The following is a 22,442-nucleotide window of genomic DNA, read 5'->3' on the forward strand; positions in this document are numbered from 1 at the left end:
GCTGATGATCGCTCCATGCGCTGGTCGCTACTGCGACTGTCTAGTTTGCGCAGGCAAGGCCAGACTTGCTGCGGTGTCGTGTGATGAGAATTCCCACAGCGACCACTCCAATGCCTAGATAGGTGGTCCACTGAATCACATCACCAAACATCAACGTCGCCCAGATCAAGGTCACCGGCGGCTCCAGATATACCAGTGCAGACACCCTTGTCGCCGATATCCACTTCAGCAGGCTCCACAGGCTGAGATAGGCGATGAAGGTCGAGAACACGGTCAGCCATGCAACAGACACCCAGGCCTGGGTGCTTCTGGGCACTTCTATCAGACCCAATGGCAGACCTGTCGCCATCAGCAGGATCAAGGTCGCCGCCGACTGCAGAAACAGCGGCATCAGCAAACCCTCCTTGCTGTGGTCGGTGGCCAGCAGTGATTGCCGCCTTTGGTAAAGGGTGGCGATGGAGAGGGTGAACGCAGCGATCAACGGCAGGGCATACAACCCAAGGTTCAAGCGTTGGGCAGAAAAGCGGTACTCGCCCAGGATCACCACGCTGACGCCGGCGAAACCGACCGCAAGCCCCAGCCATTCCTGCACACTGCTGCGCTCATGTCGGCCACGGCTGTTCATTGTCGCGGTGATAAGCGGTTGCAAGGCACAGATGATGGCGGCAATGCCGGCCGGCAGGCCGCCGCGAATGGCGATGTAGACGCTGACTAGGTAGGCGAACTGGGCTAAGAAGCCGATCATCGCGTTGTAGCGCACCTGCGCCCATGACAACGCGCGCAGCCTATGCCACACCAACGGCAGCAGGCAAAGGCTGACCAGCAGAAAACGCCAGAACAGCAGGTTGATCGCGCCAGCATCCTCTGTGCCCAGGCGCGCACCGATGAATCCCGAACTCCATGAGAGCACAAACACCACCTGCAGCAGGAGCAGGTACAGCGGGTTGGCTAGCATGCGTGCGCCTGGACCCGTCCCAGCTCTTCGAAGGTGATCGGCTCGATGCCGAGCGCCGCGAACTGGCGGGCCGCGGATTGTTGCAGGGACCAATGCAGGCGCAGCCAGTTGGGCACGGTCGCGGGAATGCCATCATCGGAGGCGAGATGCCAGAAGCGGTTGGAGTCTTCCCGGGCATAGGGGCAGTGGAAGGACAACACCAGTGACATGCGCCGTCCGGTTTTCACCGGGCATACGCCGTGGAACAGCCGGCTGCCATAGATGAACAACGCGTCACCTGGCTCAACCAGCGGTGCGGTCTCGAAGGTTCGGTGGTCTAGAGCATCGAAAGAGTCGATAGTGCTGTTGTGGAACAGGAACTCGCCGCCGGTGTAGTCCGATGCGTTGGAAAGCACGATGTTCAGCACGTAGTTGGTGCCGTCTGTATGCCACATCCCGACCTGTTCGCGCGGGCTGCCATGCGCCTTGGGATAGAAGTAGTTGACCTGGGCGCGGGCGTTGAGCATGGGGTAGGGCACCAGCGGAACCCCGGCGATCCGCGAGACCGCCAGCAGGAACGCACGGCTTCTCATCATGCTGTGGAGGAATGGCGAAAGTGCGGTGACGCCACGGGTGCGGCGCGAGATGATCCAGTCGCTGTCGCCAGCGTCTTGCTCAAGGCCGGCGCAGATACGCTGCAGTGCCGACACTGCGTCGGGGGTTAACAAGCCATGCACGGCGCTCAGGCCGGTGATGGTGTCCACGGCGATGTTGGGATGGGGGCTCTGCGTATAGCCCAGCTCGCTCAGCGTGCGACTGTCGCTGATCACCGGGCCGGCCACAGTCAGTAGGCCGTCGTGCCAATGATCTTGCTCGTCCCGCTGAATAACCGGGTGACGGGGCATGCGGTGCAGCGTCGATTTGAACGCTAATTTCACACGATCAAGGCCGCGGGCATAGAGGGGGAGGTCTGTGCGATGCATGGTCATTCGCTCCCTAAGTCATAGTGGTGGGAGGTACTGGGCGATCTGGTAGCGGACCGAACCATCGCCGCTGACGAGTTCATCCAGCACGGTGCAGTTCCCGTGCAGTGATCTGACGCGGCGGAACTGGTCTGGTGTGTATTTGATGCAGCTGTTGGTCAGTAGATAGCCGCGCTTCTGCAAGTGCTCCACCGGTTGCAAGGTGACGGCGATATGCAGCAGCTCACCTGCGATGGTCAGGCGCAACAGGGTGGTTTCGTGATCGCCCACGGGCACGAAGCCCTGCTGGCGAGCAATCAGTTGCGAGAAGCTCAGCATGTGGGGATTGGCGTAGAAGGCATGGATGCAGTGTTCTAGGCCCTCTTCATAGACCTGCATCTCCGAGATGATGCAGGTAGTGTCATCTGCCAAGGCCTGGATCAGGCGCCCAGTGGCGAGTGGCGACTCATTGCCCTCCTGGAAGCCAAGCATGGTGATCAGAGTGAGATCCTGGTCATGGCGCAAGGTGTCATGCGTCACGGTTCGGTAGTCGGCCGCCAGATAGTTAAAATTTGCTGGGTCGGCGATGATTGGAATCACCGCGTCGCGCATAGCGCCTTCGGATGTCGCGTTGATGTCAATCGCCGTGTAGCGCACGGCCGTCGCAGCTTGCGCGATCTGGGTAAGGATGTACGAGGTCTTGACCGGCTCCGGCCCCAGTTCGACGTAGTGAACGCGTTTGCCACGGCTCATATGAACCAGGCGTTGGGTCAGTTGTGTCAGAAGACTCTTTAGTGAGCCATGGCCCTGTGCGTCTGCACAGAGTCCGTTCGTACTGATGCCCTGCTCATTGAGGGCGCGCATCAACATGAAGATCTGGTGGTTGATGCGATGATCCTGCTGATGCCCCGCCGGATTCTTCAACGTCGAGTACTTGGCGTGGTTCTCGACGGTCCAGATGGCTTGGCCCTGATACTGCTTGCAGCGCGTGAGCGCATCGACGACGACATTGTTCAAACTCATCCCCATGGCTCCATGCTGTGAGTCGCGTGGCGGTTTCACCCTTGTTTGAGCACAGTTGGCAGGTAGAGGATCTACCTTGACCGAACCATAGGCGGGGGGAAAAATGCTGTACAGCCGAATAAAGTGAACTGGTAATTCGAGACGACGAAATCAGGTGACCCTATGGGAAAAGGCCTAGATGTCGATGTACTGAGAACCTTCCAGGCAGTGGCGCGACTTGGCCGCTTCAAGGCGGCCGCCGACTACGTCCACCGCAGCCCGTCGGCGGTGACAACGCAGATCCAGCGGTTGGAGGAGAAGGTCGGGCGGCAACTTTTTCTGCGCAGCAACCAGGCCGTTGAACTGACCCCGGCTGGGCGGCAGTTGCTGGGGGAGGCCACGCGCTTCCTGATGGCGCACGACCGGCTATTAGCGACACTTTCACTCCAGCAGATGACGGGTAGGGTGCGTCTGGGTGTTCCCGACGGCTATGCTGCGGATCTCATGAGCGACTTCCTGCCGGTGTTTGTCGTCAGCCACCCGCAGCTGGAGCTGGAGGTCGTGGCGCGATCCAGTGCGGAGCTCATCGATCTGTTTGCGCGGCAACATCTGGACCTGACGCTGGCGGTCAGTGGTGAGGAGCTGGCGCAGGGCGAAAGGCTCTGTTCAACGCGGCCTCGCTGGGTGGCGGCGCCAGGCTTCACGCATGACCCTAATCGCCCGCTGCCTCTAGCCCTGCAACTGAAGGGCTGCCCGTATCGAGAAGTGGCACTGGCGGCGCTCAAGGCGCGGGGCATTTCGTATCGCATCTTGCTGGAGAGTGCGAACTGGCATGCGGTGTTGGCGTGCATGAAGAGCGGGCTGGCAGTTGGCATCGTCGAGGAGCTGGACGCCAGTGATGCGTCACTAGGGCTCGCGGTGGGGCTGAATCTTCCCGCTCTTCCTGAGCACCAGGTCTATCTGCTGACAGATAGCTCCCACCATGCGGCCCTGCATTTGCACGGGTTGTTGAGATCAACGATGCAGCAGGCTGGGTAGATGCGGGGCACTAGTCATCTTGGTGTTTGACCCAGATATATTTCCCAGTGCGTCATCGTGCCCCGACGCCTATCGAGCAGGTCTCCCCGCGCATTCCCTGGTGGTTTCACCGTCAATCACCTCAGGGCACCAGTGTTTCACCGCACACGCAGTCTGGCCGGGAGTTGACCTACGTACTGGATGGGGAGTCCGGAGGCGCGGCAGGGGAGCTTGGTGCCAGGCCAAATCGCAGGTCCGCGCGCCGTTCGCGGACCTGCGATGGTGGCCCAGTCCATTGCAGGCGAGAAATGCCGTCAGCCGCTCAATCGGGCAGGCCGACGCTGATCTTCTTCAGCGCCATTAACGTATGCCTTACTGCTGGAAGTTCGAAGTCTTCACGATCGACCTCATCATGAGTACCCTTGTTGAAATAGCTCCAGATGAGCTGATTGTTTGGAACGGCGAGGACTTCCTCAAATCCTGTAGATATGCTCGCCCACGATGCGCCAGTTAGCATTCCTCGCTCGCTCCCTAGCTGGATTCCCTTGAGCAGAGCTTTGCTCAAGGCTCCGAGCTCTGGTTTGTAGGTGGGAGGGCCAACCGGAACAGATAGAAAGCTGAGGTCCCGTGCTTTGCCATAGAGCTTTCTCCACGTTCTGGATGTGAGGTTTTCCAGGCCCTGCCGGCAGAAAGCTAAGCATTGCCTTTGGTCTCCCTCATCCAAAGAAGCCTGGGCACGTACAAGGTAGTTGCGGCTGGAACCTCCTTGCACTCTCGGCTGATGGTCTCCGGCATGGTGTCCAAGTACATACAAATGCGATGCCTCATCGCCGAGTTGGTTGTGGATATCCTTGATGAATTCGTTGCCATGGCAGGTCACAATTATTTGCTTAGTGCTGAGGCGGGCATCTCCGAAAAGGGTTTTCCTAATTCCGGCGCGGTGATCATCGTCGATCGCATTCACTGCATCATCAAAGACCAACAGAGGAAGCCCAAGTTTGATGTTCTTGGCAAGAAGAATTGCAAGCCCAAGGCAACGAAGGTGCCCTTCGCTGAGCACGTGAAGAGCATCGTACATTTGCTCTGGATTTGCGCCGAATGAGACCATTATTCTTTCACCGCCACGAAGCGGGAGGGATAGGGATGCCAGTCGGTCCCTTTCATGGTCGTCCTCGTTAAACCCGTTGTATAGGTCTCGCGTTGTATCGTTGAGATCAGCCAAGAATTTGGCTGGTAGCGTGTCCCTATAGGCTTTGATTGCTTCGCTGAAGGCTGAGTAAGACGTGCCCAGCCTTAGCTCATAAGCAATGGAGGCCGACTCCTGAACAACCCGATCTATAAGTTCGGCGTTGACTTCGTCGAACTCTGCGACGAGCTTCCTGTCAGTCTGGATATCGCTTTCATGCTGACTGCGCTTGCCATCCAATACGGATAGCTGACGCTGGATTTCGAGTAGCTGGTCGCGCTCTCTTACAATAGCTTCACGCGCATCGACGCGAAGTTGCAGAGCAGCATCTTCCAGCTCGAACCGTGTAAGCGTGCCAATGATCTCCTGAACATCTGACTTTGATACATCCTCCACTTCCCAGAGGGGAGTGGCATTGTCATCTGTTGCCCAAGTGACGAGACCATTTTCACTGAGGTCGATGGTATCTTCCTTGTCGCGAAGCATCACGATAAGGGCTTTAGATTGTCGTTCTAGCTCGGTGTAATCAGCCTCCAGAGCCACGAACTCGGTCTCAAGCACGGCAAGATGCTGCAGCAGTTGAAGCTCGGCACCTGCTCTCACGTAGGGATCTGAGGCGACGGTGCTCAAAGGTGTCAGGCAGGCGGGACAAGCATCCGGAGAGACATCTTGGAGAGCTTGAACCGTCTCGAAGAGGCGCTTGAAAGAAATTTGGCCAGCCATACTGCTGAGTTGTGCTTTGCAGTGTTTTTGGCTTCTGAGGTTGCGGCGAAGTTGTAGGAACAACTTTTTGAAAGCGCGAGTTCGCAGTCCGGATTGCGCAGGCGTAATCTCATCCGCAGCAGCGATGAGGTGTTGTAGTCTGCCGGGCTGCTGCTCACTGCCGATCAGTTCGCGTAGTTGGGCGGTGGTACAATCCTGCTTGTATTCTTCAGCAATGCGAGCCAAGTCAGCGTCAAAACCAGCAAGTACTTCGGTGCTTCTTTGCAGTCGCTCATTTGCGCCATTTAACTCAACAATCTTTCCCTGCATCTCATCTTTGACTGGACTCGCAAGGTTGAGCTTTCCTTGAATGGCTGCAGGGAAGTTCCCGACAAAATCATTGAATGAACTTAGCCCAAACAACGCGGAGATTAGTTCATTTGCTTGCGCAGGTGTTCGGGCAGCAATTCTTGCAAAGCTTTCGATTCGATTCTTCTCAATAATCGCAAAGCGAAGAAGGTCTGCCGCTGGCTGGACTGCGATTCCATCGCCAGCGCCGGCTGAGTAGAGCTGAGGGTGGGCATGTCTGCCTTCATGAATGTTGGCAAAGTATGCTGCGAGCGACGCAGATCGCTTAAGTGAAGACTCCTCAACATCGCCAGTTAGTGCGAACTCTAGTGCCTCGCAAAGGCTGGTCTTTCCGCTTCCGTTTGGACCGTAAAAAAGCGTTACATTTTTCTTTAGATCAAAGATCTCTTCCCTGCGGAAACCACGAAATGGACCAATTTTTAGTGTCTGCAATCGTTGCCAAGGCAGGGCAGCGGCGACGGCGCGTTGTGCCAGGTTAGGGGGGGCTTCCATCTCAGCAAGTTCACGCCTTACAAGCGGAGTCAGCATATTTGCTCGCTGGCCGCCTGCGCTCACTGTGGCGGCTATGGCCCCCAGGTTCGCGTGAATAATGCTTGCGACTTTACGGACATCTAGATCCGCCCCGGATGCCTGCAGCTCGCCCAAAAACATTTCATACTGCTCTTCCAATAGACTCATGAGTTCCCCTGTTGCTTCCTAGCGCGATGAGTTGTTGTTTGATGCGAAGTCTTATTGGTTCGTAGTTTTCTTGTGATGGTGGCGAAGGGGGCGAGTCGTATGCCGTTCTTTGATGTGACCGGTCAGGTCAGTTTGGCCGACATCAACGCTCGTCCCGTTCTGGCTCTGCGCACGCGCTTCCTTCTCATGGCCTCGTGCGCGTGTGCGGCACATGAAAAGGCCATATAAGCTGCGGGCTCCTGGTTGATTGGCGACCTCTCTCAGAATGCGTTATAGATAACTCTGCCGTTCTCGACCTTTAGGCCGTAGTGCTGAACCGCCACATCGTTCCTCCGAATCATTAGGTCGAAGAGCTCTGGGTTGGTCATCTGCAGTGGTGGGCATTTGGTCTTTGTGATGACTAAGATGCTGATGATCGCGATGCCGAACTCGAGGCAGGCAAGCAAGCCTCTCCCCGTTTCCTGGCTCCAGGGATACAGGCAGGTCAACACTTGAGCGTCGCTGGATTGAGTCGAATCTACTGTTAGGTGCGCGAGAACGGATTTTGGGTTGGGGTGGGCGCCGAAGTCGATTGCCGCGTCATACAAAGCCTTGATGCGCGAGGCGGTCTCAGGATCATACTTTTCCATTTCGGTGGAGGCTCGGTGGACTGCCTGCCCGAAAGTCGCTCGCTGTTCTTTGTTCCCAGCCTTATCAACATTGCGCTTCAGCCAGACCTCCACACGTTGTTCGTCCTCAACAATCAAAAATGCATAGCAGGCATGCTCCAAAGCGGAGCGCAGTGTGGAATGTACAGCTCCAGGGTGCCCTGAGATGGCCGTGCGCACACTGGCCATGAACAGAAAATAGGCGTTTAGCGCGAGGGCATGACCTACAAGGCCTAGTTTGCTTTGGTCAGTAGAAACAAGGTGTGCGATCAGGTCGTCGCATTTTTCGATCAGATCTAATGCGATCGGGTCTTCTTCCAGCACTTCCTTGCTTGTGCGGTTTGCCGCTTCTAGATAGCTATGAAGAAAGCTGCCATTGGTTCTTTTCACGACTGGCTCCTTGTCTGTTGGATGATCGTACATCACTGCTGCCTTGCAGTCGCATGAGTTTCGAGGGTCAACAATGCGGAACGCTGGGTGCGTAGGGGACAATGGTTTATCTCGGTTTTTGACTGAGATACCTGCCCCAGTGCGTCATCATGACCCGACGCTTATCAAACAGATCTCCCCGCGCATAGGCGGCTTCTGTCTTGTCCCTGATGGTGTGGGCAAGGGCGGCTTCAGCAACTTCCCGTGGGTAGTCGGTTGTCTCCCTGGCCCAGTCTCGAAACGTAGAGCGGAAGCCATGGGCGGTAAGATCCGAACGTTCCAACCGCCTCAAAAGCTGAAGGAGGGCCATGTTGGATAAATGAGTGCCAGGCTTGTTGCCAGGAAACAGGTACTCGGAATCACTCGCCTCGTCCTGGACAAGCGGGCGAAGCAACTTGATCGCGTGCGGGCAGAGTGGAATGCGATGTTCCTTGGGGACCTTCATGCGCTCAGCCGGAATCGTCCAGATCTGGGCGTCCAGATCGATCTCGACCCTGCGGGCACCCAGGGTCTCGCTCGTGCGAGTGGCGGTCAGGATGAGTAGCTCGAAGGCTCTTGCCGCTACGCCACTCAACGAGCGCAGCCGGCTAATAAACGCACTGGCCTCGGCGTAGGGCAGGGCGGCGTGGTGCTTGACCTTCTGAATTCTGGATTTGCGTGGTAGCAAATGGTCAAGATGGCCCTTCCAGCGTGCGGGATTCTCTCCCTTGCGGTAGCCGCGGACCGTGGCCCAGTCCAGCACGGACTCGATACGGCCGCGCACGCGTGATGCGGTTTCGGTCTTCTTCGTCCAGACGGGTTCAAGCACTTGCATGACCAGCGCCGTATCAACGGTATGCACGGGCAGGTTGCCAAACACTGGGCTGGCGTAGGCGTCCAGCGTGCTTTGCCATTGAGCGGCATGTTTGTCGTTCTTCCAACTGCTGCGGTGGGCGGCGATGTACTTCTTGGCGCATTCGTCAAAGGACAGCTGGTTGGCCAGCTCAGCTTTGCTCGCAGCCTTCAACTGGCGTCTCTCATCCAGAGGATCAATGTCGTCGAGCAGCTTCCTTCTACAGTTAAGTGCCTTGGTTCGCGCTTCGGCCAAGCTCACCGTATGAAGGGGCCCGAGCCCCATGCCTCTGGCCTTGCCATGGCGCATGTAGCGAAACAACCAGGATTTGACCCCCGCCTTGGTGACTTGCAGGTACAATCCCACGCCGTCGCAGTACAGGCCTGGTTTTTTGGTGCGCGACACCGATAAGGCAGTTAGGCGGAAGATAGTTTTCATGGTGATCCCGACCCACGAATTGACTATCAAAACCCTAGGTTACAAGGGTGGTTGTTGAAAACCCCCATCAGACGAGTGGTTTTTCGAATATTCAGTATTTCAAGGGGTTGCGTGGGATTTTTTGGCTGTTGATGGATTTTTCTGGAAGTTCACCGCTTCCGCCACTCTCTCCGCCAATACGGTCTATCTCTCCGCCATTACATAGAAAAAGCCCCGTAGCTGAATAAGCTACGGGGCTTTTTCGTTTTGGTGTGCACTCGTTCCTTTGCTGTAGCCAGCAAGCTTCAAAGCTTGACCCTACTTCTTGCCCTTCGGCTTTGACGGCGGCTTCTTATCCGTTTCCTTCACCGTTTCCCTCGGTCTTTTCTTGGCCTCAGCCTCTGTCACGTACTCTCCTGTGACCGCATCACGATACTTGGCTGGCATACAAACTCCTTGGCAGTATGTCGCCACATCGGCGACGCTTTCAGCCTAGCCCAGAGGCCTGAGTGCACAATGTTCATTGTGCGAATTCTCATTACCAAGCTTTTCCATCGCTGTGACGGTAATAAAAAAGCCTGCTGGACTCACGGCTCAGCAGGCTTTTTTGGGAGGGCACTGTTCGCTTAGGCGGGCTGGGCCGCCAAGCGATTGCTCACATTACGCCCCAGCACCAGCACCGTCACAAAGCCTACGCCCACCAACGCCGTGGCCAGGCTCAACAACACCGAGCTGCCCATCTGGTCGACGATTCGCCCGCCAAAGAACGAACCCAGGGCAATGATCACCTGGAACAGGGCGACAAACAGCGGCATGCCGCGTTCGACATCCTTGGGCGCCACGACAAACATCCAGATACTGGCGCAGGCCGGGAAGGCACCGAAGGCAAAGCCCCAGAGTGCGATCAGCATCGCTGCGCCGGTCAAGCCAGTGGCGAAGTAGGGGAACAGTGCAGTGCTGGTGCCGATCATCAGTGCGACCAGCAGCAGCGTGTAGCGCACGCTGCGGTTGGCGGCGAAGCCGGCAAAGATGTTACCCGCAACCCCTGCCACGCCAAACATCAGCAGCAGCGAACCGATGGTCGGGCCGTCGAAGCCGGAGCTGTTCTTGAAGAACGGCGCAACATAGGTGTACGCAGCAAAGTGCGCCAGGCCGATCAGCAATACCGCGATCAACCCGACCCGAGCCCGTGGGTTGATGAACAAGGCGGGCAGGTCGCGCACCAGAATGGCTTTCTCCGGATCCAGCCGAGGCAACAAGAGGACCTGCGCCAACAGCACCGGTATGCCCACCAGCGCGGTCACCAGGAACGTCATGCGCCAGCCCATCAAGCCACTGAGCCAAGTGCCGACCGGCACGCCCAGTACGGTGGCCAGGGTCACGCCCATCATGATGATCGAGGTCGCCTTGGCGACGTCCACACCCTTGGGCGCCAGGCGGCCGCTGAGGGCGATGGCCGTCGCCCAGAAACCGCCGATGCTGATGCCCAGCAAGACGCGGCCGAATAGCAGCAGGCTGAAGTCACTGGCGAACGCCACGACCATGTTGGCGATGATCATGATCAGCGTCAGACCAATCAGCAGGTAGCGGCGGTCCATGGCGCCAATGATCACCGACAGCAACGGGGCGGCGAGGGCGGCCATGATGCCGGGCAGGGTCACCATCAGGCCGGCGTGGCCGGCACTGATGCCGAGGTCGGCGGCGACGTCGTTGAGCACGCCCACTGGGAGAAATTCACTGGTCACCAGGGCGAAGGCACCGACGGCGACCGAGAGAATCGCCAGCCACTGCTGTTTGACGCTCTGTTGATTATGTTCGGGAAGGCCGCTGGGGGCCTGGCTGGCACTTGGCATGGCGTTGGGTTCCAGGGTGAATGTCGCCTGAAGTCAGGCGCGGGGGAGGGAAATTGGAGGCGATTATAGGAACCGGTACTGAAAATCGGGCAGGCGCTCGTTTCGATAGTAATCATCAGTGCTATCGATGCGACGCTCTGGCACGCACTGCATGACGAGGCGGCAGGCTTTGCAAGGTCGGGCGAATGCTTCCGTGGGCTGAGAAGAGGGTTATCACCTGGAGACGCTGGAAAGTAATGCGCGGGCGTTTTTTGCTGAGCTGCAGGCATGGGCAAAATAGTGAAGGCGTGCCGCGAACGGGGTTCGTGGCACGCAGTAGGTTGCACTAATGCGCGATGGGCTCCTCTTCAACGCGAATGTTGAACGCCTCCAACACACCGTTGCTTCTTTTTCTCAGATCGTAGGTAACGGTTTGCCCTTCGCGTAGCAACTGACCTCCATTGGCGAAGGACAGGCTTTGGAAGAAGATATCCTGGTTATCGTAGGTCGTTGTCTCGCTGCTGGTGGTGATTGCAGTTTGCGGAGCTTTACTGGGCATGGCCGTTCTCCTTTTTCAGTGCAATGCATTTTTCGTAGTGGAGAGGGCTTTGATCGATAAGGTTGTTCAGGCGACAGAAGTTACGTCAGTGGCCTGTTTACCTTTTGGCCCATCTACGACTACAAAAGTAACCTTTTCTCCTCCTTTCAAAGATGCAGCTAAGGTTTGAGCCGCAGTCAACTGGAAAAAAAGATCAGTCCCATCCGCTCCGGTGATAATACCGCGGCCTTTCTCTTCGTCGATCCACTTCACCGTGCCGTTTTGTGTATCGCTCATTTTTTTGTATCCTCGATGCCCATGTGTCCCGCTCGGGGCCGATACAACTGGGAGCGGTACCCATAAGCAAAGTCATGAACCTACAATTCGTCAACGCACCTCAGGACCAGCGGTACTGTCATTTATGACAGGTTTATCACTGATGAATTTGAGCAATACTGCGAAGTTTTGCGATGGAATTCACTGACGCGCGGGTATCAGTTCCAGTATCCGGTCTCTCCCGCCTTCCGCCAGCAAGTACGTCCCTCTGTCCGTTGGCACAATAGACTGTGGGGCCTTGAGGAAAGACAGAATCGTCTGCTGCCTTCCCTGTTTATCGATCAACAGCAACCGCGCACGATGGGTAGCGTCTTCATTGACCCACAGCCCACGCGCATCGCACATCAAGAAGGTCGGCTGGTTCAGCTTGCTCAATACCACCGGGTCGCTGCCATCTTCGGTCAGCTCACGTACCACGCCTTTCTTCTTCTCGGTGTAGAGCATCCGCCCGTCAGTACAACGCACGATGGACTCGCCTTCCTGCAATTGGTCGCGAACCACGGTGAGGGTCTGGTCGCTCCAGCGATAACGCAGCAATCGCCCGACGGGTTTGCGGTCTTCGATGGCATAGAGATCGTCGCCGTCATCCCACAGGCCTTGCACGTTCTCGCCTTTGAACAGTTCGGTGACGACGCCGTCCTTGAAGAAACTCACGGGCAGGTTGGCCGATTCCTGGCTGAACACCCAGCCGCCGCGGGTGGCGAACAGGCCGTCGGGTTTGGACAGGCTGGCCACCACCACGTCGCGGCTGCCGTCGGGGTGGATGCGTACAATGCTGCCTTTGGCCTTGTCGAGTTCCTGGCTGACCATCAGCGAGCCGTCCGCCAGGGGCATCAGTGAGGCGGCCTTGGGGACGTCGCGGTGCACCACTTGGACACTCCACCCCTTGGCGGCACTGACGGGGTAGTAACTCTGCCAGGCAAAAAAGCCCAGGGTTGCCACGCACAGCAGGCCTGCTGCGCGCATGCCAAATCGGAGCGCCGGGTATTTTTTTGGAGCGTTGGTCATCGAGAGTTGCCAGCCGTCGGGGGAAAGATCGTCGACCACCCTACCAAGCTTGTCGCTGAACTTCACGCGTGGGAAACCCGTTGCCCCGTTTACTGGTGCCTAGTCCTGCTCCCCCACGCCCTGTCTGATTTTTTCCAGCAACTCATCGATATGAAAGGGCTTGGTGAGCAGGTCCATGCGTTCGCCCAGGAAGTTCTGGCGGTTGGCCGCATTCTCGGCGTAGCCGGTCATGAACAGAATCGGCAGGTTGGGATGCAGGGCGCGCGCGTGGTCGGCCAACTCCCGACCGGTCATGTAGGGCAGGCCGACATCCGTCAGCAGCAGATGGATGCTCGGGTCGGCCTGCAGAATGGCGATTGCTTCGTCACCGTCAGCGGCCAGGCTGCAGCGGTAGCCGGCGTCCATCAGGACCTCGGCGACAAAACTGCGGACCGAGGGCATGTCTTCGACGATCAGTATATGTTCACCCTTGCTGTTACCTGGCACTGCCACGGTCTTGGTGGCAAGGGTGGCAGGGCCGTCGGCGGCGGGGAGCATGAGGGTCACCTCGGTGCCCTGGCGGGTGACGCTGCGGATCTGCGCATCACCGCCGGACTGGCGGGCAAAGCCATAGATGGTCGACAGACCCAGGCCGGTGCCCTGGCCCACGGGCTTGGTGGTGAAGAATGGGTCGAACACCTTATCGATCACGCTGTGCTCGATGCCCACACCGTTGTCCCGTACCGACAGTGCAACGTACGGGCCGTCTTCCAGCTTGAGGTGGCCGTTAGAGTACGATGGGTAAGTCGTCACCCAGATAATCCCGCCCTGGGGCAGTGCATCCCGCGCGTTGATCACCAGGTTCAGTACCGCACTTTCCAGTTGGATCGGGTCCACCAGCGCCACGGCGGGGTTGCTGGTCAACTCCAGCTTCAGGGCAATGTGTTCGCCGATGGTGCGCACCAGCAGTTCTTCCAGGGAGCGGATGTGTGCGTTGATATCGGTCGGCCGGGTGTCCAGTGGCTGCTGGCGGGCGAAGGCGAGCAGACGGTTGGTCAGGCCGGCGGCGCTAAGGGCTGAACTGAGCGCCGCGTCGGCATAACCCAGGACCTTGTCGGTGCGCTGGCTTTCGATGCGCTTCTTGATCAGTTCCAGGCTGGTGATGATGCCCGTCAGCAGGTTGTTGAAGTCGTGGGCGATACCGCCGGTGAGCTTGCCCAGGGCATCCATTTTCTGGGCCTGGAGCAGTTGCGCCTCCGTACGTGCAAGCTGGGTGGCGGCGTTGGCCAGTTCGGCCTGCTGGTGACGTTCACGATGGCGGTGTTCGGTCACGTCCTCGACAAACACCAGGCTCAGCTCGGCGCGATCATAGGGCGAAATCTGCCATTCGGTTTCGCGCAGTTGGCCATCGACCTTCATCTGCAGCGTGCCCTTCCAGCGCTCGCCTGCCGCGAGGCGCAAGCACAGCTCCTGGATAACGCTATATTGATCGCTGGCGAAGCATTCGAGCAGGGCGTCCGGGTTGAGGTTGTCGTGGATCAGTTGGGCGAAGGCGTGGTTGCACTCGTGAACCTTCAACTGCGCGTCCATCACCGCAATCGGTGCGCTGATATTGAAGAAGATTTCCCGAAAGCGCGCCTCGCTTTCGCGCAGGGCGTATTCGGTGTCGCGTACCCGCAGCAAGGTGCGCAAGGTCGCCAGCAGGACCTCGGGGTCTACCGGGTGGATCAGGTAGGCATCGGCACCTGCGTCCAGGCCGGTGATGATGTCGCCGGTCTCGATGGACGCCGCCGAAACGTGCACCACCGGCAGCAACGCCGTGGCCGGGTTGGCGCGCAAACCGCGCACGATATCGAAGCCGCTCATGTCGGGCAGGTTGACGTCCAGGATCAGTGCGTCGATCTTGCCCCTTGCGATCAGGTCGAGTCCTTCCTGGCCCGTGCCGGCTTCCAGTACCCGGTAGTGATGACGCTCAAGACGTCGGCGCAGGGCGTAGCGCGTGGCGGCGTTGTCGTCGACGATCAGCAGCTGGATGTCACGTTTCATCGACGGTCTCGCTGGCGATGGAAAAGGGAATGATCACAAAAAACAGCGAGCCCACCCCAGGTGTGCTTTCCACGCCCACCCGGCCACCGAGCAGTTCGGCGAAACGCTTGCACAAGGACAGCCCCAGGCCGGTGCCGCGCAGACGTTTTTGCAAGGGCGAATCGATCTGGGAAAAGTCTTCGAACAGGTTGCTGTGCAATTCGGCTGGTATACCCAGGCCGGTGTCCTGCACCGCAAAGCGTATCTCGTGTTCATTCTCCATGCGCGCCGACACCCGCACTTCGCCCTGCGTGGTGAACTTCAGCGCGTTGGAGATAAAGTTGCGCAGGATCTGCGCCAGTTTCTTGTCATCGGTGTAGAGCTTGGGCAAGCCGGACGGCTCTTCGAAGATCAGGTCCACCGAGGACGCATCGACAATCGGCCGGAACATGCCGCGCAATGCCGAGAACAGGTCGAACATGTCGAACCAGGCCGGGGAAATGCTGATACGCCCGGCCTCGATCTTGGCCAGGTCCAACAGGTCATCGACCATCTCGCGCAGTTCGCGGGCCGAGTTGCGAATGAAGCCGACCTGGGTGTGCTGTTCCTCGCTCAACGGGCCATCCAGCTCATCGGCCAGCAGGCTGGTGATGCTCAGGATCGAGCCCAGCGGTGTGCGGAACTCATGGCTCATGTAGGACAGGAAGCGGCTTTTGAGGTCCGATGCCTGGCGCAGTTGATCTGCCTGGGTGTCCAGTTCGGCATACAGCGCGAGCACGCCTTGGTTGGTTTCGTCCAACTCGGCACGCAAGGCGTCCGCCTCCAGGCGAAGGCGTTCGATTTCAGCGGCGAGCGCGGCAGGGGTGTCAGCCATCAATGGCCTCCAGGGCAATCACGAAGACCGTGACGTCATCCCGGCCGCGACAGAAGTCACGGTGCAGGACGGCGGCGATCAGGGCAGGGTGGCGGTGGACGAGCCCGGGGTAGTCCGAAAGGTTCCAGCGTGATTGCAGGCCGTCGCTGTACAGGATCAGCAACTGGCCGCCGACTTGAGCGTAGTCGAAGGCATGCGCCTTGCGAAACTGCACGCCGACGATCCCAGGGTGCGAAGCCAGTCCCCGGGACTTGCCAGGCCCGATCAGGCTGGCGCCAATATTGCCCACGCCGGTAAACCTCAGGTGATCGGCCTCGGCATCGTACTGCGCCACGGCAAGGGCCCCGCCGCGGGTGCCGTTCATGGCAATGTGCAGATCGTTCATCAGCACGGTCGAATCCAGGAAGGCATCCTGGGCAAATACCACCTCTCCTGCCCGCGCGGCGTGCTCGGCATATTCTCCATGGCCGAGTCCATCGGCCACCATCACACTGAAACGACCGGGTTCGATTGCCAGGTGCCAGGCATCCCCGCAGTGCGGGTCGTCATGCAGTGAATGCTGGCTGACCCCGTAGCGAATGTCTTTTGCAACTGAACCGCGCGGATACAGCCTGGCCAGGATCGCCGTGCCGCGTTGATCGGCGTAGGCATCGAATACCTGAGCCAGGCGCGAAATCGCGCCCAGGCCAATGCCTTGGGTACCTCCGGTGGAGTAGCCGTCCACCAGGCAGCTGTTCAGGTCGAAGCCTTGGCCACGGTCGATGGCGATCAGTTCGAGGCCGCCATTACCGGTGGTGCGCAGGTGCAGTTGGCCATGTTCGGCATGCTTGAGGATATTGCTGGCCAGTTCAGTGGCCACCAGGGCCACGCGCCCGGCATCGGTGTCGTCGAAGCCCAACTGCTCGGCGAGCTGCTGCGCCGTGCGACGGGCATGACCGATCTGGCTGGTGTCCTCAATCAGCAGTACATGCGTCAGGGCGCTGGGGATGTTCAGGCCCATCGGGTGATCGTCACGCGGGTGCCCTGGCCTGGCGCGGTCTCCAGTTCAAATTCATCCACCAGGCGCTTGGCTCCGGTAAGCCCCAGGCCCAGGCCGCTGCCGGAGGTCCAGCCGTCGGTCATTGCCAGCTTGAGATCGGGAATGCCCGGCCCTTCATCACGAAAGGTCAGGCGCACGCCGGGTCGATGGTCTTTTTCCACCACCGCCCAATCCATGTAGCCGCCCTTGCCATAGACCACCGTGTTGCGCGCCAGCTCGCTGACCGCCGTGACCAGCTTGGTCAGGTCGATCAGGCGCATGCCGCAGTCCTGGGCCAGTTTGCGTACGAGTTGTCGAGCCAGCACGACGTCCTGTTCGATCAGCACCGGGTGGGTGCCATTGCTGGCTTGGGTCATGAGTGTTCTACCCGGTCACGCAGCAGTTTCATGCCGCGCTCGACATTCAACGCCGTCGCCACGCCAGGCAGGGTCATGCCCAGTTCCACCAGCGTAATGGCCACGGCCGGTTGCATGCCCACCAATACGGTCTGGGCATCCATGATGCGTGACAGGCCGGAAATGGTACCGATCATGCGTCCGATGAACGAGTCGACCATGTCCAGCGCCGAGATATCGATCAGAACGCCGCGGGCGGAAGTGCGGTTGATGCGTTCGGACAAGTCGTCCTGCAAGGTCAGCGCGAGTTGGTCGTGCATGTCCACCTGGATGGTCACGAGCAAGAACTCGCCCATCTGCAAAATAGGGATGCGTTCCATGCTTAAACGGCCTTGGTGACGGTGACGCCTAGGCGTTTGAGGGAGAGTGCCAGCGCGTCGGCCAGGTTGGCCTTGGTGACCACGCCCTGCAGGTCAAGGCCCAGGTGCACGATGGTCTGCGCGATTTGCGGGCGTACGCCGCTGATGATGCAATCGGCGCCCATGAGGCGGATGGCCGTGACAGTTTTCAGCAGGTGCTGGGCCACCAGGGTGTCGACGGTTGGCACGCCGGTAATGTCGATGATCGCGATTTCCGCGCCGGTATCGACGATGCGTTGCAGCAGCGACTCCATCACCACCTGTGTGCGTTGCGAATCCAGGGTGCCGATCATCGGCAGGGCCAGGACGCCGTCCCACAGCTTGACCACCGGGGTGGACAGCTCCAGCAACTCTTCCTGCTGGCGCTTGATCACCGACTCCCGGGATTTCTGGAAGGTGCGGATGGTGTGCATGCCCAGGGCATCGAGCAGTTCGGAGATCTTCAGCAGTTGTTCGGCCAGTTGTGCCGGTTGGTCGGCGTATTCTCGCTGCAGCAGGACGAACAGCGGGCCTTTGAGGGCGAAGATAAAGCTGGCGGTCTGTTGCGAGTCCTGGCCGACGAGGGCGCGGCTGTGGGACAACTTTTCCAGGAATACGCGGGTTTCTGCCCAGTTGTCATGGTCGGTGTTCTGCGAGTTGCCTTGTTGCAGGGCTGTCGTCAGCAGGTTCAGGAACTCCTGGGTTTGCTGTTTGACGTCATCGCCTTTGATGTTGCGCGTCGCCCCTGAGGTATCGAGGCTGGCATTCCATTCAGCAAGGAGGGCGCTGCGATTGTCCTGCAGGGCCTGGATTGTGTTCGTTTGCAGAGTTGCCACGGGGAACCTCCTTGAATGCCATCGATGGGAATCGCGCAATTTATACTAAAACGAACTGTTTAGAATTGTTTCCGGTGGAATCGTTCATTAGTGGCACTGCGACATTAATCGGCGGTGGACCCCTCTTGCTGTGACAGCACGGCGTAATCCTGGCCGCCGTAGAAAATTCCCAGAATCGACACCCTCCGCGCACGTGCATCCACCCTGAATGCGATGACGGTGGAATGCCGATAATGCGTAATGCGCAGGCCGGGCAGCACGTCGTCCCGGCGGGTGCCATGTAAAGGAAACATGGTCAGGTTTTCGCAGCAGGTCACGAGGTTGTCGACGAAGCGTGCGGCGACCAGCGGCGAGCCGGTATCGCTGATGTAGTCTTCAAGGGCGTCAAGTTGGGTCAGTGCCTCGGGCGAAAAGGTCACTGAATACTTCACGTTCTATCGTGGCCTTTGCGCTGGCGTTTGGTGGCCAGATGCTCACGAACCTGCTCGGCCGATAACGCCCGGCCGGGGTTGGCATCGAGCGCCACGGCGGCGGGGATAACCTGGTCGCGCAGCCAGTCATCCATGGCGCGATCCCGTGCCAGCAAGGCCCGCAGGCCGTCGCGGATCACTTCGCTTTCGGTGGCGTATTCACCGGCAGCGACCTTGGCCTTGACCAAGGCAGCCATTTCGATGGGCAAGGTAATGCTCATTTGCTGGGTTGAGCGCATTTGGACGTCCGCCAGGGGTGAGTAGGATTCAATCCTACTTGACCATTGGCGTGATGCAAGGAGCATCTGGTCAAAGCCGATATCCGGCGTCTCGTCGTCCATCCAGAAGTGATAGGTTTCCATGAGTGAGTCCATCTCCCGTTGTGTAGGTCAGGCCGCAAGTATTGACCCATTTCAACGATTGCGTGGTCGCGGGCAGCCAATAACCCGCTGATATGTATGACTTCATATTTGTAGCAGGGTTATTACGGCAAACCGGTCCTGGCACACATGGCGCCCCACCCGCTCCCATACGATAATGCCCACCCCCTCGACCACTCTGGCCTCACTCCCGTGATCATCAACTTCGACCTCAACGACCTCCAGGCCTTCCGCGCTGTGGTAGACAAGGGCAGTTTCCGTGGCGCCGCCGAGGCCATCCGCATCTCGCAACCGGCCCTCAGCCGACGCATCGAAAAGCTCGAAACCGCCCTCGATGTAAAACTGTTCGAACGCACCACCCGGCGCGTCAGCCTGACCATGGTCGGCCGCGCCTTCCTGCCGCAGGTGGAGCGCATGCTCGATGACCTCGACGTGGCGCTGATGGGCATCAGCAACGTCGCGTCCACGCGCATGGGCAATGTCACCATCGCCTGTGTGCCGTCCACCGCCTACTACTTCATGCCCCACGTGATCTCCGAGTTCCACAAGCTGTACCCGAAGATTCGCCTGCGCGTACTGGATGCCAGTGCCGGCGAAGTGTGCAATGCGGTGGAGAGTGGCGAGGCGGATTTCGGCGTGAGTTTCAGCGGCAGCCTGGCCGATGAGGTGGAGTTCGAGCTGCTGTTGCAGGAGCGCTACGTGCTGGCCTGTCGTCGTGACCACCCGCTGGCCCAGCGTGAAAGCGTGGCTTGGGCCGAAGCCTTTGAGCATGATTACATCACGCTCGACAAAACCTCCGGCAACCGCTCCCTGCTTGACCAGGCCTTGCGCGGCGTGCGGGTGAAAAAGCCGAGTATCTGCGAAACGCATCACGTGACCACCATGATCGGGCTGGTGGAGGCGGGGCTGGGGGTGGCGATGGTGCCGTCGATTGCGATGCCGGCGGTCGAGCATCCGATTCTGGTGAGCGTGCCGCTGGTGGATCCGCAGGTGATGCGCAACGTGGGCTTGATAAAACGCCGCGGGCGGACTTTGCCGCCAGCGGCGCTGGAGTTGGAGCGGTTGGTGCGGGAGATGCCGTTCCGGTCAGCGTGACACCGAATCCAGCCCGGTGGATTGCACCACCGGTTGCACCTCGGGCGAGGCCAGAAATTGCAACAACGCCTTGGCCTGCTCCGGATGTTCGGCGTTGACCGGTATGCCCGCCGCAAAGCGTGTCACCGATTGCACGTCTTCCGGGATCTTGCCGACGTAGGTCACACCGGGCACCGGCAACAATTCCGCGACCTGCTGCAAGCCCACTTCGTAGTCACCCTTGGCCACCTGCTCGGCCACCGGCAGGCGTTCGATCATGGTGCCTTTGGCGGGCATGCCGAGCTTCTTGAACAGCTCTTTCTCGACATACACACCGCTGGCGCTGTCCGAATAGGCCACCGATTTGGCCTTGCTCAGGGCGGCTTTCAATTCGGCATCGGTGCCGATGGCCGGTTTGACGGCGCCGGCCTTCACCACCAGGCCGATGCGCGAGTCTGCCAGCTCCACGCGGGAGGCCGGGTCGACCTTGCCCTGCTTGATCAAGTCGTCCAGAGCGTAGCCGACCATGATCACCACGTCGGCGTGTTCGCCTCGGGCCAGGCGGTTGGGAATCGCTTCCGGCGCCTTGCCCATCGACGGGCCAAGGATAGTGTCCAGGGTATCGCCGCTGTGCTTGGCGTATTGCGGGCCGAGCAACTTATAAGCGGCAGTGAAGCCACCCGACGTCATCACCTTGAGCTGTTCGGCCTGGGCCGACAGCGCCAGGGCGCCGAGGGCCAGGGCCGCCAGGGTCTTGAACAGCGGCTTCATCACGCGGCCCCCTGCATCACCTGGCCACGGGTATTGGCGCGACGGTACAGCGCCAGGGTCGAGCACAGCGCGCACAGGGCGGCGAACATCATCCAGTAGGCCGGCGAGGCCTTGTCTTCGGTGATGTGAATGAACCAGGTGGAGATCGCCGGGGTGAAACCGCCGAAGATCGCGGTCGCCAGGCTATAGGCCAGGGAGAAGCCCGCCACGCGCACTTCCACCGGCATGATTTCGGTGAGTGCCGGGATCATGGCGCCGTTGTACATACCGTAGAGGAACGAGAACCACAGCAGGGTTTCCAGCATGTGGGCGAAGCTCGGTGCGTTCACCACGTAGGACAGTGCTGGGTAGGCCGTGAGAACGGTCATCGCGGTCATGGCGATCAGCACTGGCTTGCGGCCGAAACGATCGCTCAACGTACCGCCGATCGGCAGCCAGACAAAGTTCGACACCGCCACCAGCAGGGTCACCAGCAGCGCATCGGACGTGCTCAGTTGCAGCACGGTCTTGCCGAAAGTCGGCGCGTACACGGTGATCAGGTAGAACGCGGTAGTGGTCATGGCCACCATCAGCATGCCGCCGATGACCACGGTCCAGTTTTTCACCAGGGTCGCCATCACTTCACGCATGGTCGGGCGATGTTTGCGGTTGGCGAATTCTTCGGTTTCCTGCAGGTTGCGGCGCAGCACGAAGATGAACGGGATGATCACGCAGCCGATGGCGAACGGAATGCGCCAGCCCCAGTCGGCAACCACCGAGGGTTCCATCCACACATTCAGGCCATAACCCAGCGCAGCGGCGACCACGATGGAGATCTGTTGGCTACCCGATTGCCAGCTGGTGTAGAAGCCTTTGCGGCCTGGGGTGGCCATTTCAGACAGGTACACCGATACGCCGCCCAGTTCCGCACCGGCCGAGAAGCCTTGCAGTAAACGACCGAGCAGCACCAGCAGCGGTGCCCACAGGCCGATGGTGTGATAGCCGGGCACCAGCACGATCAGCAGCGTGCCGCTGGCCATGATCGACAAGGTCACGATCAGCCCTTTGCGGCGCCCGACGTCATCGATATAGGCACCCAGAATGATCGCGCCCAACGGACGCATCAGGAAGCCTGCGCCGAACACGGCGAAGGTCATCATTAATGACGCAAATTCATTAGCGGCAGGGAAGAACGCGGCAGCGATGTAGGTGGCATAGAAACCGAACAGGAAGAAGTCGAACTGTTCGAGGAAGTTGCCCGAAGTAACGCGGAATACCGCACCCACTTTCGAGGGGGCAGAATCGGGACGGGTAGAGCTAGTCATGGTTTTATGTCTCCAGCGTTCTTTTAAAGTGCTTGTTTCGCTTAAGACCTAGCATAGTGGCTGACACA

Annotated in this window: 22 protein-coding genes; 2 read left to right on the forward strand and 20 right to left on the reverse strand. The window is 59.2% G+C overall.

The genetic code is table 11. The features are described 5' to 3' along the window. Nucleotides 1–40 precede the first annotated feature (40 nt). From M2497_RS08690 to M2497_RS08700, 3 genes are all read right to left on the reverse strand, one after another. Nucleotides 41–955, reverse strand: a complete 915-nt coding sequence (locus M2497_RS08690; protein WP_248486897.1) for a DMT family transporter — start codon at nt 953–955, stop codon at nt 41–43. After that, nucleotides 949–1,839: a 2OG-Fe(II) oxygenase family protein gene (locus M2497_RS08695; RefSeq protein WP_248486898.1), complete on the reverse strand. Its 891-nt coding sequence runs from the start codon at nt 1,837–1,839 to the stop codon at nt 949–951. The genes M2497_RS08690 and M2497_RS08695 overlap by 7 nt, the downstream gene beginning before the upstream one ends. 96 nt (nt 1,840–1,935) lie before the next feature. Continuing rightward, nucleotides 1,936–2,919 (reverse strand): hypothetical protein, encoded by a 984-nt coding sequence (locus M2497_RS08700; protein WP_248486899.1) that lies wholly within the window; start codon nt 2,917–2,919, stop codon nt 1,936–1,938. Nucleotides 2,920–3,081: 162 nt separating this feature from the next. On the opposite strand from M2497_RS08700, the gene M2497_RS08705 reads away from it, so the two are divergent. Further along, nucleotides 3,082–3,936, forward strand: a complete 855-nt coding sequence (locus M2497_RS08705) for a LysR substrate-binding domain-containing protein (RefSeq protein WP_248486900.1) — start codon at nt 3,082–3,084, stop codon at nt 3,934–3,936. A 301-nt stretch (nt 3,937–4,237) separates the two neighbouring features. Here the strand turns inward: M2497_RS08705 and M2497_RS08710 are convergent, their stop codons facing one another. The 15 genes from M2497_RS08710 to M2497_RS08780 form a co-directional block, all read right to left on the reverse strand. After that, nucleotides 4,238–6,850, reverse strand: a complete 2,613-nt coding sequence (locus tag M2497_RS08710) for an AAA family ATPase (protein ID WP_169892581.1) — start codon at nt 6,848–6,850, stop codon at nt 4,238–4,240. Nucleotides 6,851–7,110: 260 nt separating this feature from the next. Next, entirely contained in the window at nt 7,111–7,887 is a 777-nt protein-coding gene (locus M2497_RS08715) for a hypothetical protein (protein ID WP_169892583.1), read from the reverse strand. Nucleotides 7,888–7,993: 106 nt separating this feature from the next. Further along, nucleotides 7,994–9,196, reverse strand: a complete 1,203-nt coding sequence (locus M2497_RS08720) for a site-specific integrase (protein WP_169892585.1) — start codon at nt 9,194–9,196, stop codon at nt 7,994–7,996. 605 nt (nt 9,197–9,801) lie between these two features. After that, complete coding sequence (locus tag M2497_RS08725) at nt 9,802–11,028, reverse strand: MFS transporter (protein ID WP_248486901.1); 1,227 nt, start codon at nt 11,026–11,028, stop codon at nt 9,802–9,804. A gap of 325 nt (nt 11,029–11,353) precedes the next feature. Next, nucleotides 11,354–11,566 (reverse strand): hypothetical protein, encoded by a 213-nt coding sequence (locus M2497_RS08730; protein WP_248486903.1) that lies wholly within the window; start codon nt 11,564–11,566, stop codon nt 11,354–11,356. 66 nt (nt 11,567–11,632) lie between these two features. Then, entirely contained in the window at nt 11,633–11,842 is a 210-nt protein-coding gene (locus tag M2497_RS08735; RefSeq protein ID WP_248486905.1) for a cold shock domain-containing protein, read from the reverse strand. Between the two features lie 180 nt (nt 11,843–12,022). Beyond that, nucleotides 12,023–12,847 (reverse strand): hypothetical protein, encoded by an 825-nt coding sequence (locus tag M2497_RS08740; protein WP_248488183.1) that lies wholly within the window; start codon nt 12,845–12,847, stop codon nt 12,023–12,025. Between the two features lie 141 nt (nt 12,848–12,988). Then, nucleotides 12,989–14,914: a response regulator gene (locus M2497_RS08745; protein ID WP_248486907.1), complete on the reverse strand. Its 1,926-nt coding sequence runs from the start codon at nt 14,912–14,914 to the stop codon at nt 12,989–12,991. Beyond that, entirely contained in the window at nt 14,904–15,767 is an 864-nt protein-coding gene (locus M2497_RS08750; protein WP_248486910.1) for an ATP-binding protein, read from the reverse strand. Before M2497_RS08750 ends, M2497_RS08745 begins: the two co-directional genes overlap by 11 nt. Continuing rightward, nucleotides 15,760–16,767 (reverse strand): ATP-binding protein, encoded by a 1,008-nt coding sequence (locus M2497_RS08755; protein ID WP_248486911.1) that lies wholly within the window; start codon nt 16,765–16,767, stop codon nt 15,760–15,762. The genes M2497_RS08750 and M2497_RS08755 overlap by 8 nt, the downstream gene beginning before the upstream one ends. Beyond that, a complete protein-coding gene (locus tag M2497_RS08760) occupies nt 16,758–17,162 on the reverse strand; it encodes an ATP-binding protein (RefSeq protein WP_248486912.1) in 405 nt (134 codons plus the stop codon). The genes M2497_RS08755 and M2497_RS08760 overlap by 10 nt, the downstream gene beginning before the upstream one ends. Next, complete coding sequence (locus M2497_RS08765; protein WP_248486913.1) at nt 17,159–17,521, reverse strand: STAS domain-containing protein; 363 nt, start codon at nt 17,519–17,521, stop codon at nt 17,159–17,161. The genes M2497_RS08760 and M2497_RS08765 overlap by 4 nt, the downstream gene beginning before the upstream one ends. A 2-nt stretch (nt 17,522–17,523) precedes the next feature. After that, entirely contained in the window at nt 17,524–18,375 is an 852-nt protein-coding gene (locus tag M2497_RS08770; RefSeq protein ID WP_248486914.1) for an STAS domain-containing protein, read from the reverse strand. Between the two features lie 104 nt (nt 18,376–18,479). Then, on the reverse strand, nt 18,480–18,806 hold the full coding sequence (locus M2497_RS08775; RefSeq protein ID WP_248486915.1) for a type II toxin-antitoxin system RelE/ParE family toxin: 327 nt from the start codon (nt 18,804–18,806) through the stop codon (nt 18,480–18,482). Then, entirely contained in the window at nt 18,803–19,084 is a 282-nt protein-coding gene (locus M2497_RS08780; RefSeq protein ID WP_348984778.1) for a type II toxin-antitoxin system ParD family antitoxin, read from the reverse strand. Before M2497_RS08780 ends, M2497_RS08775 begins: the two co-directional genes overlap by 4 nt. Before the next feature lie 333 nt (nt 19,085–19,417). Between M2497_RS08780 and M2497_RS08785 the strand changes: the two genes are divergently transcribed. Continuing rightward, entirely contained in the window at nt 19,418–20,320 is a 903-nt protein-coding gene (locus tag M2497_RS08785) for a LysR family transcriptional regulator (protein ID WP_248486918.1), read from the forward strand. On the opposite strand, the gene M2497_RS08790 is transcribed toward M2497_RS08785, so the two are convergent. Beyond that, nucleotides 20,312–21,070, reverse strand: a complete 759-nt coding sequence (locus tag M2497_RS08790) for a substrate-binding domain-containing protein (protein ID WP_248486920.1) — start codon at nt 21,068–21,070, stop codon at nt 20,312–20,314. The genes M2497_RS08785 and M2497_RS08790 overlap by 9 nt on opposite strands. Next, on the reverse strand, nt 21,070–22,374 hold the full coding sequence (locus tag M2497_RS08795) for an MFS transporter (RefSeq protein ID WP_248486922.1): 1,305 nt from the start codon (nt 22,372–22,374) through the stop codon (nt 21,070–21,072). Before M2497_RS08795 ends, M2497_RS08790 begins: the two co-directional genes overlap by 1 nt. Nucleotides 22,375–22,442: the final 68 nt, after the last annotated feature.

The organism is Pseudomonas sp. CYM-20-01 (assembly GCF_023169845.1).
Lineage (GTDB): Bacteria > Pseudomonadota > Gammaproteobacteria > Pseudomonadales > Pseudomonadaceae > Aquipseudomonas > Aquipseudomonas azotoformans.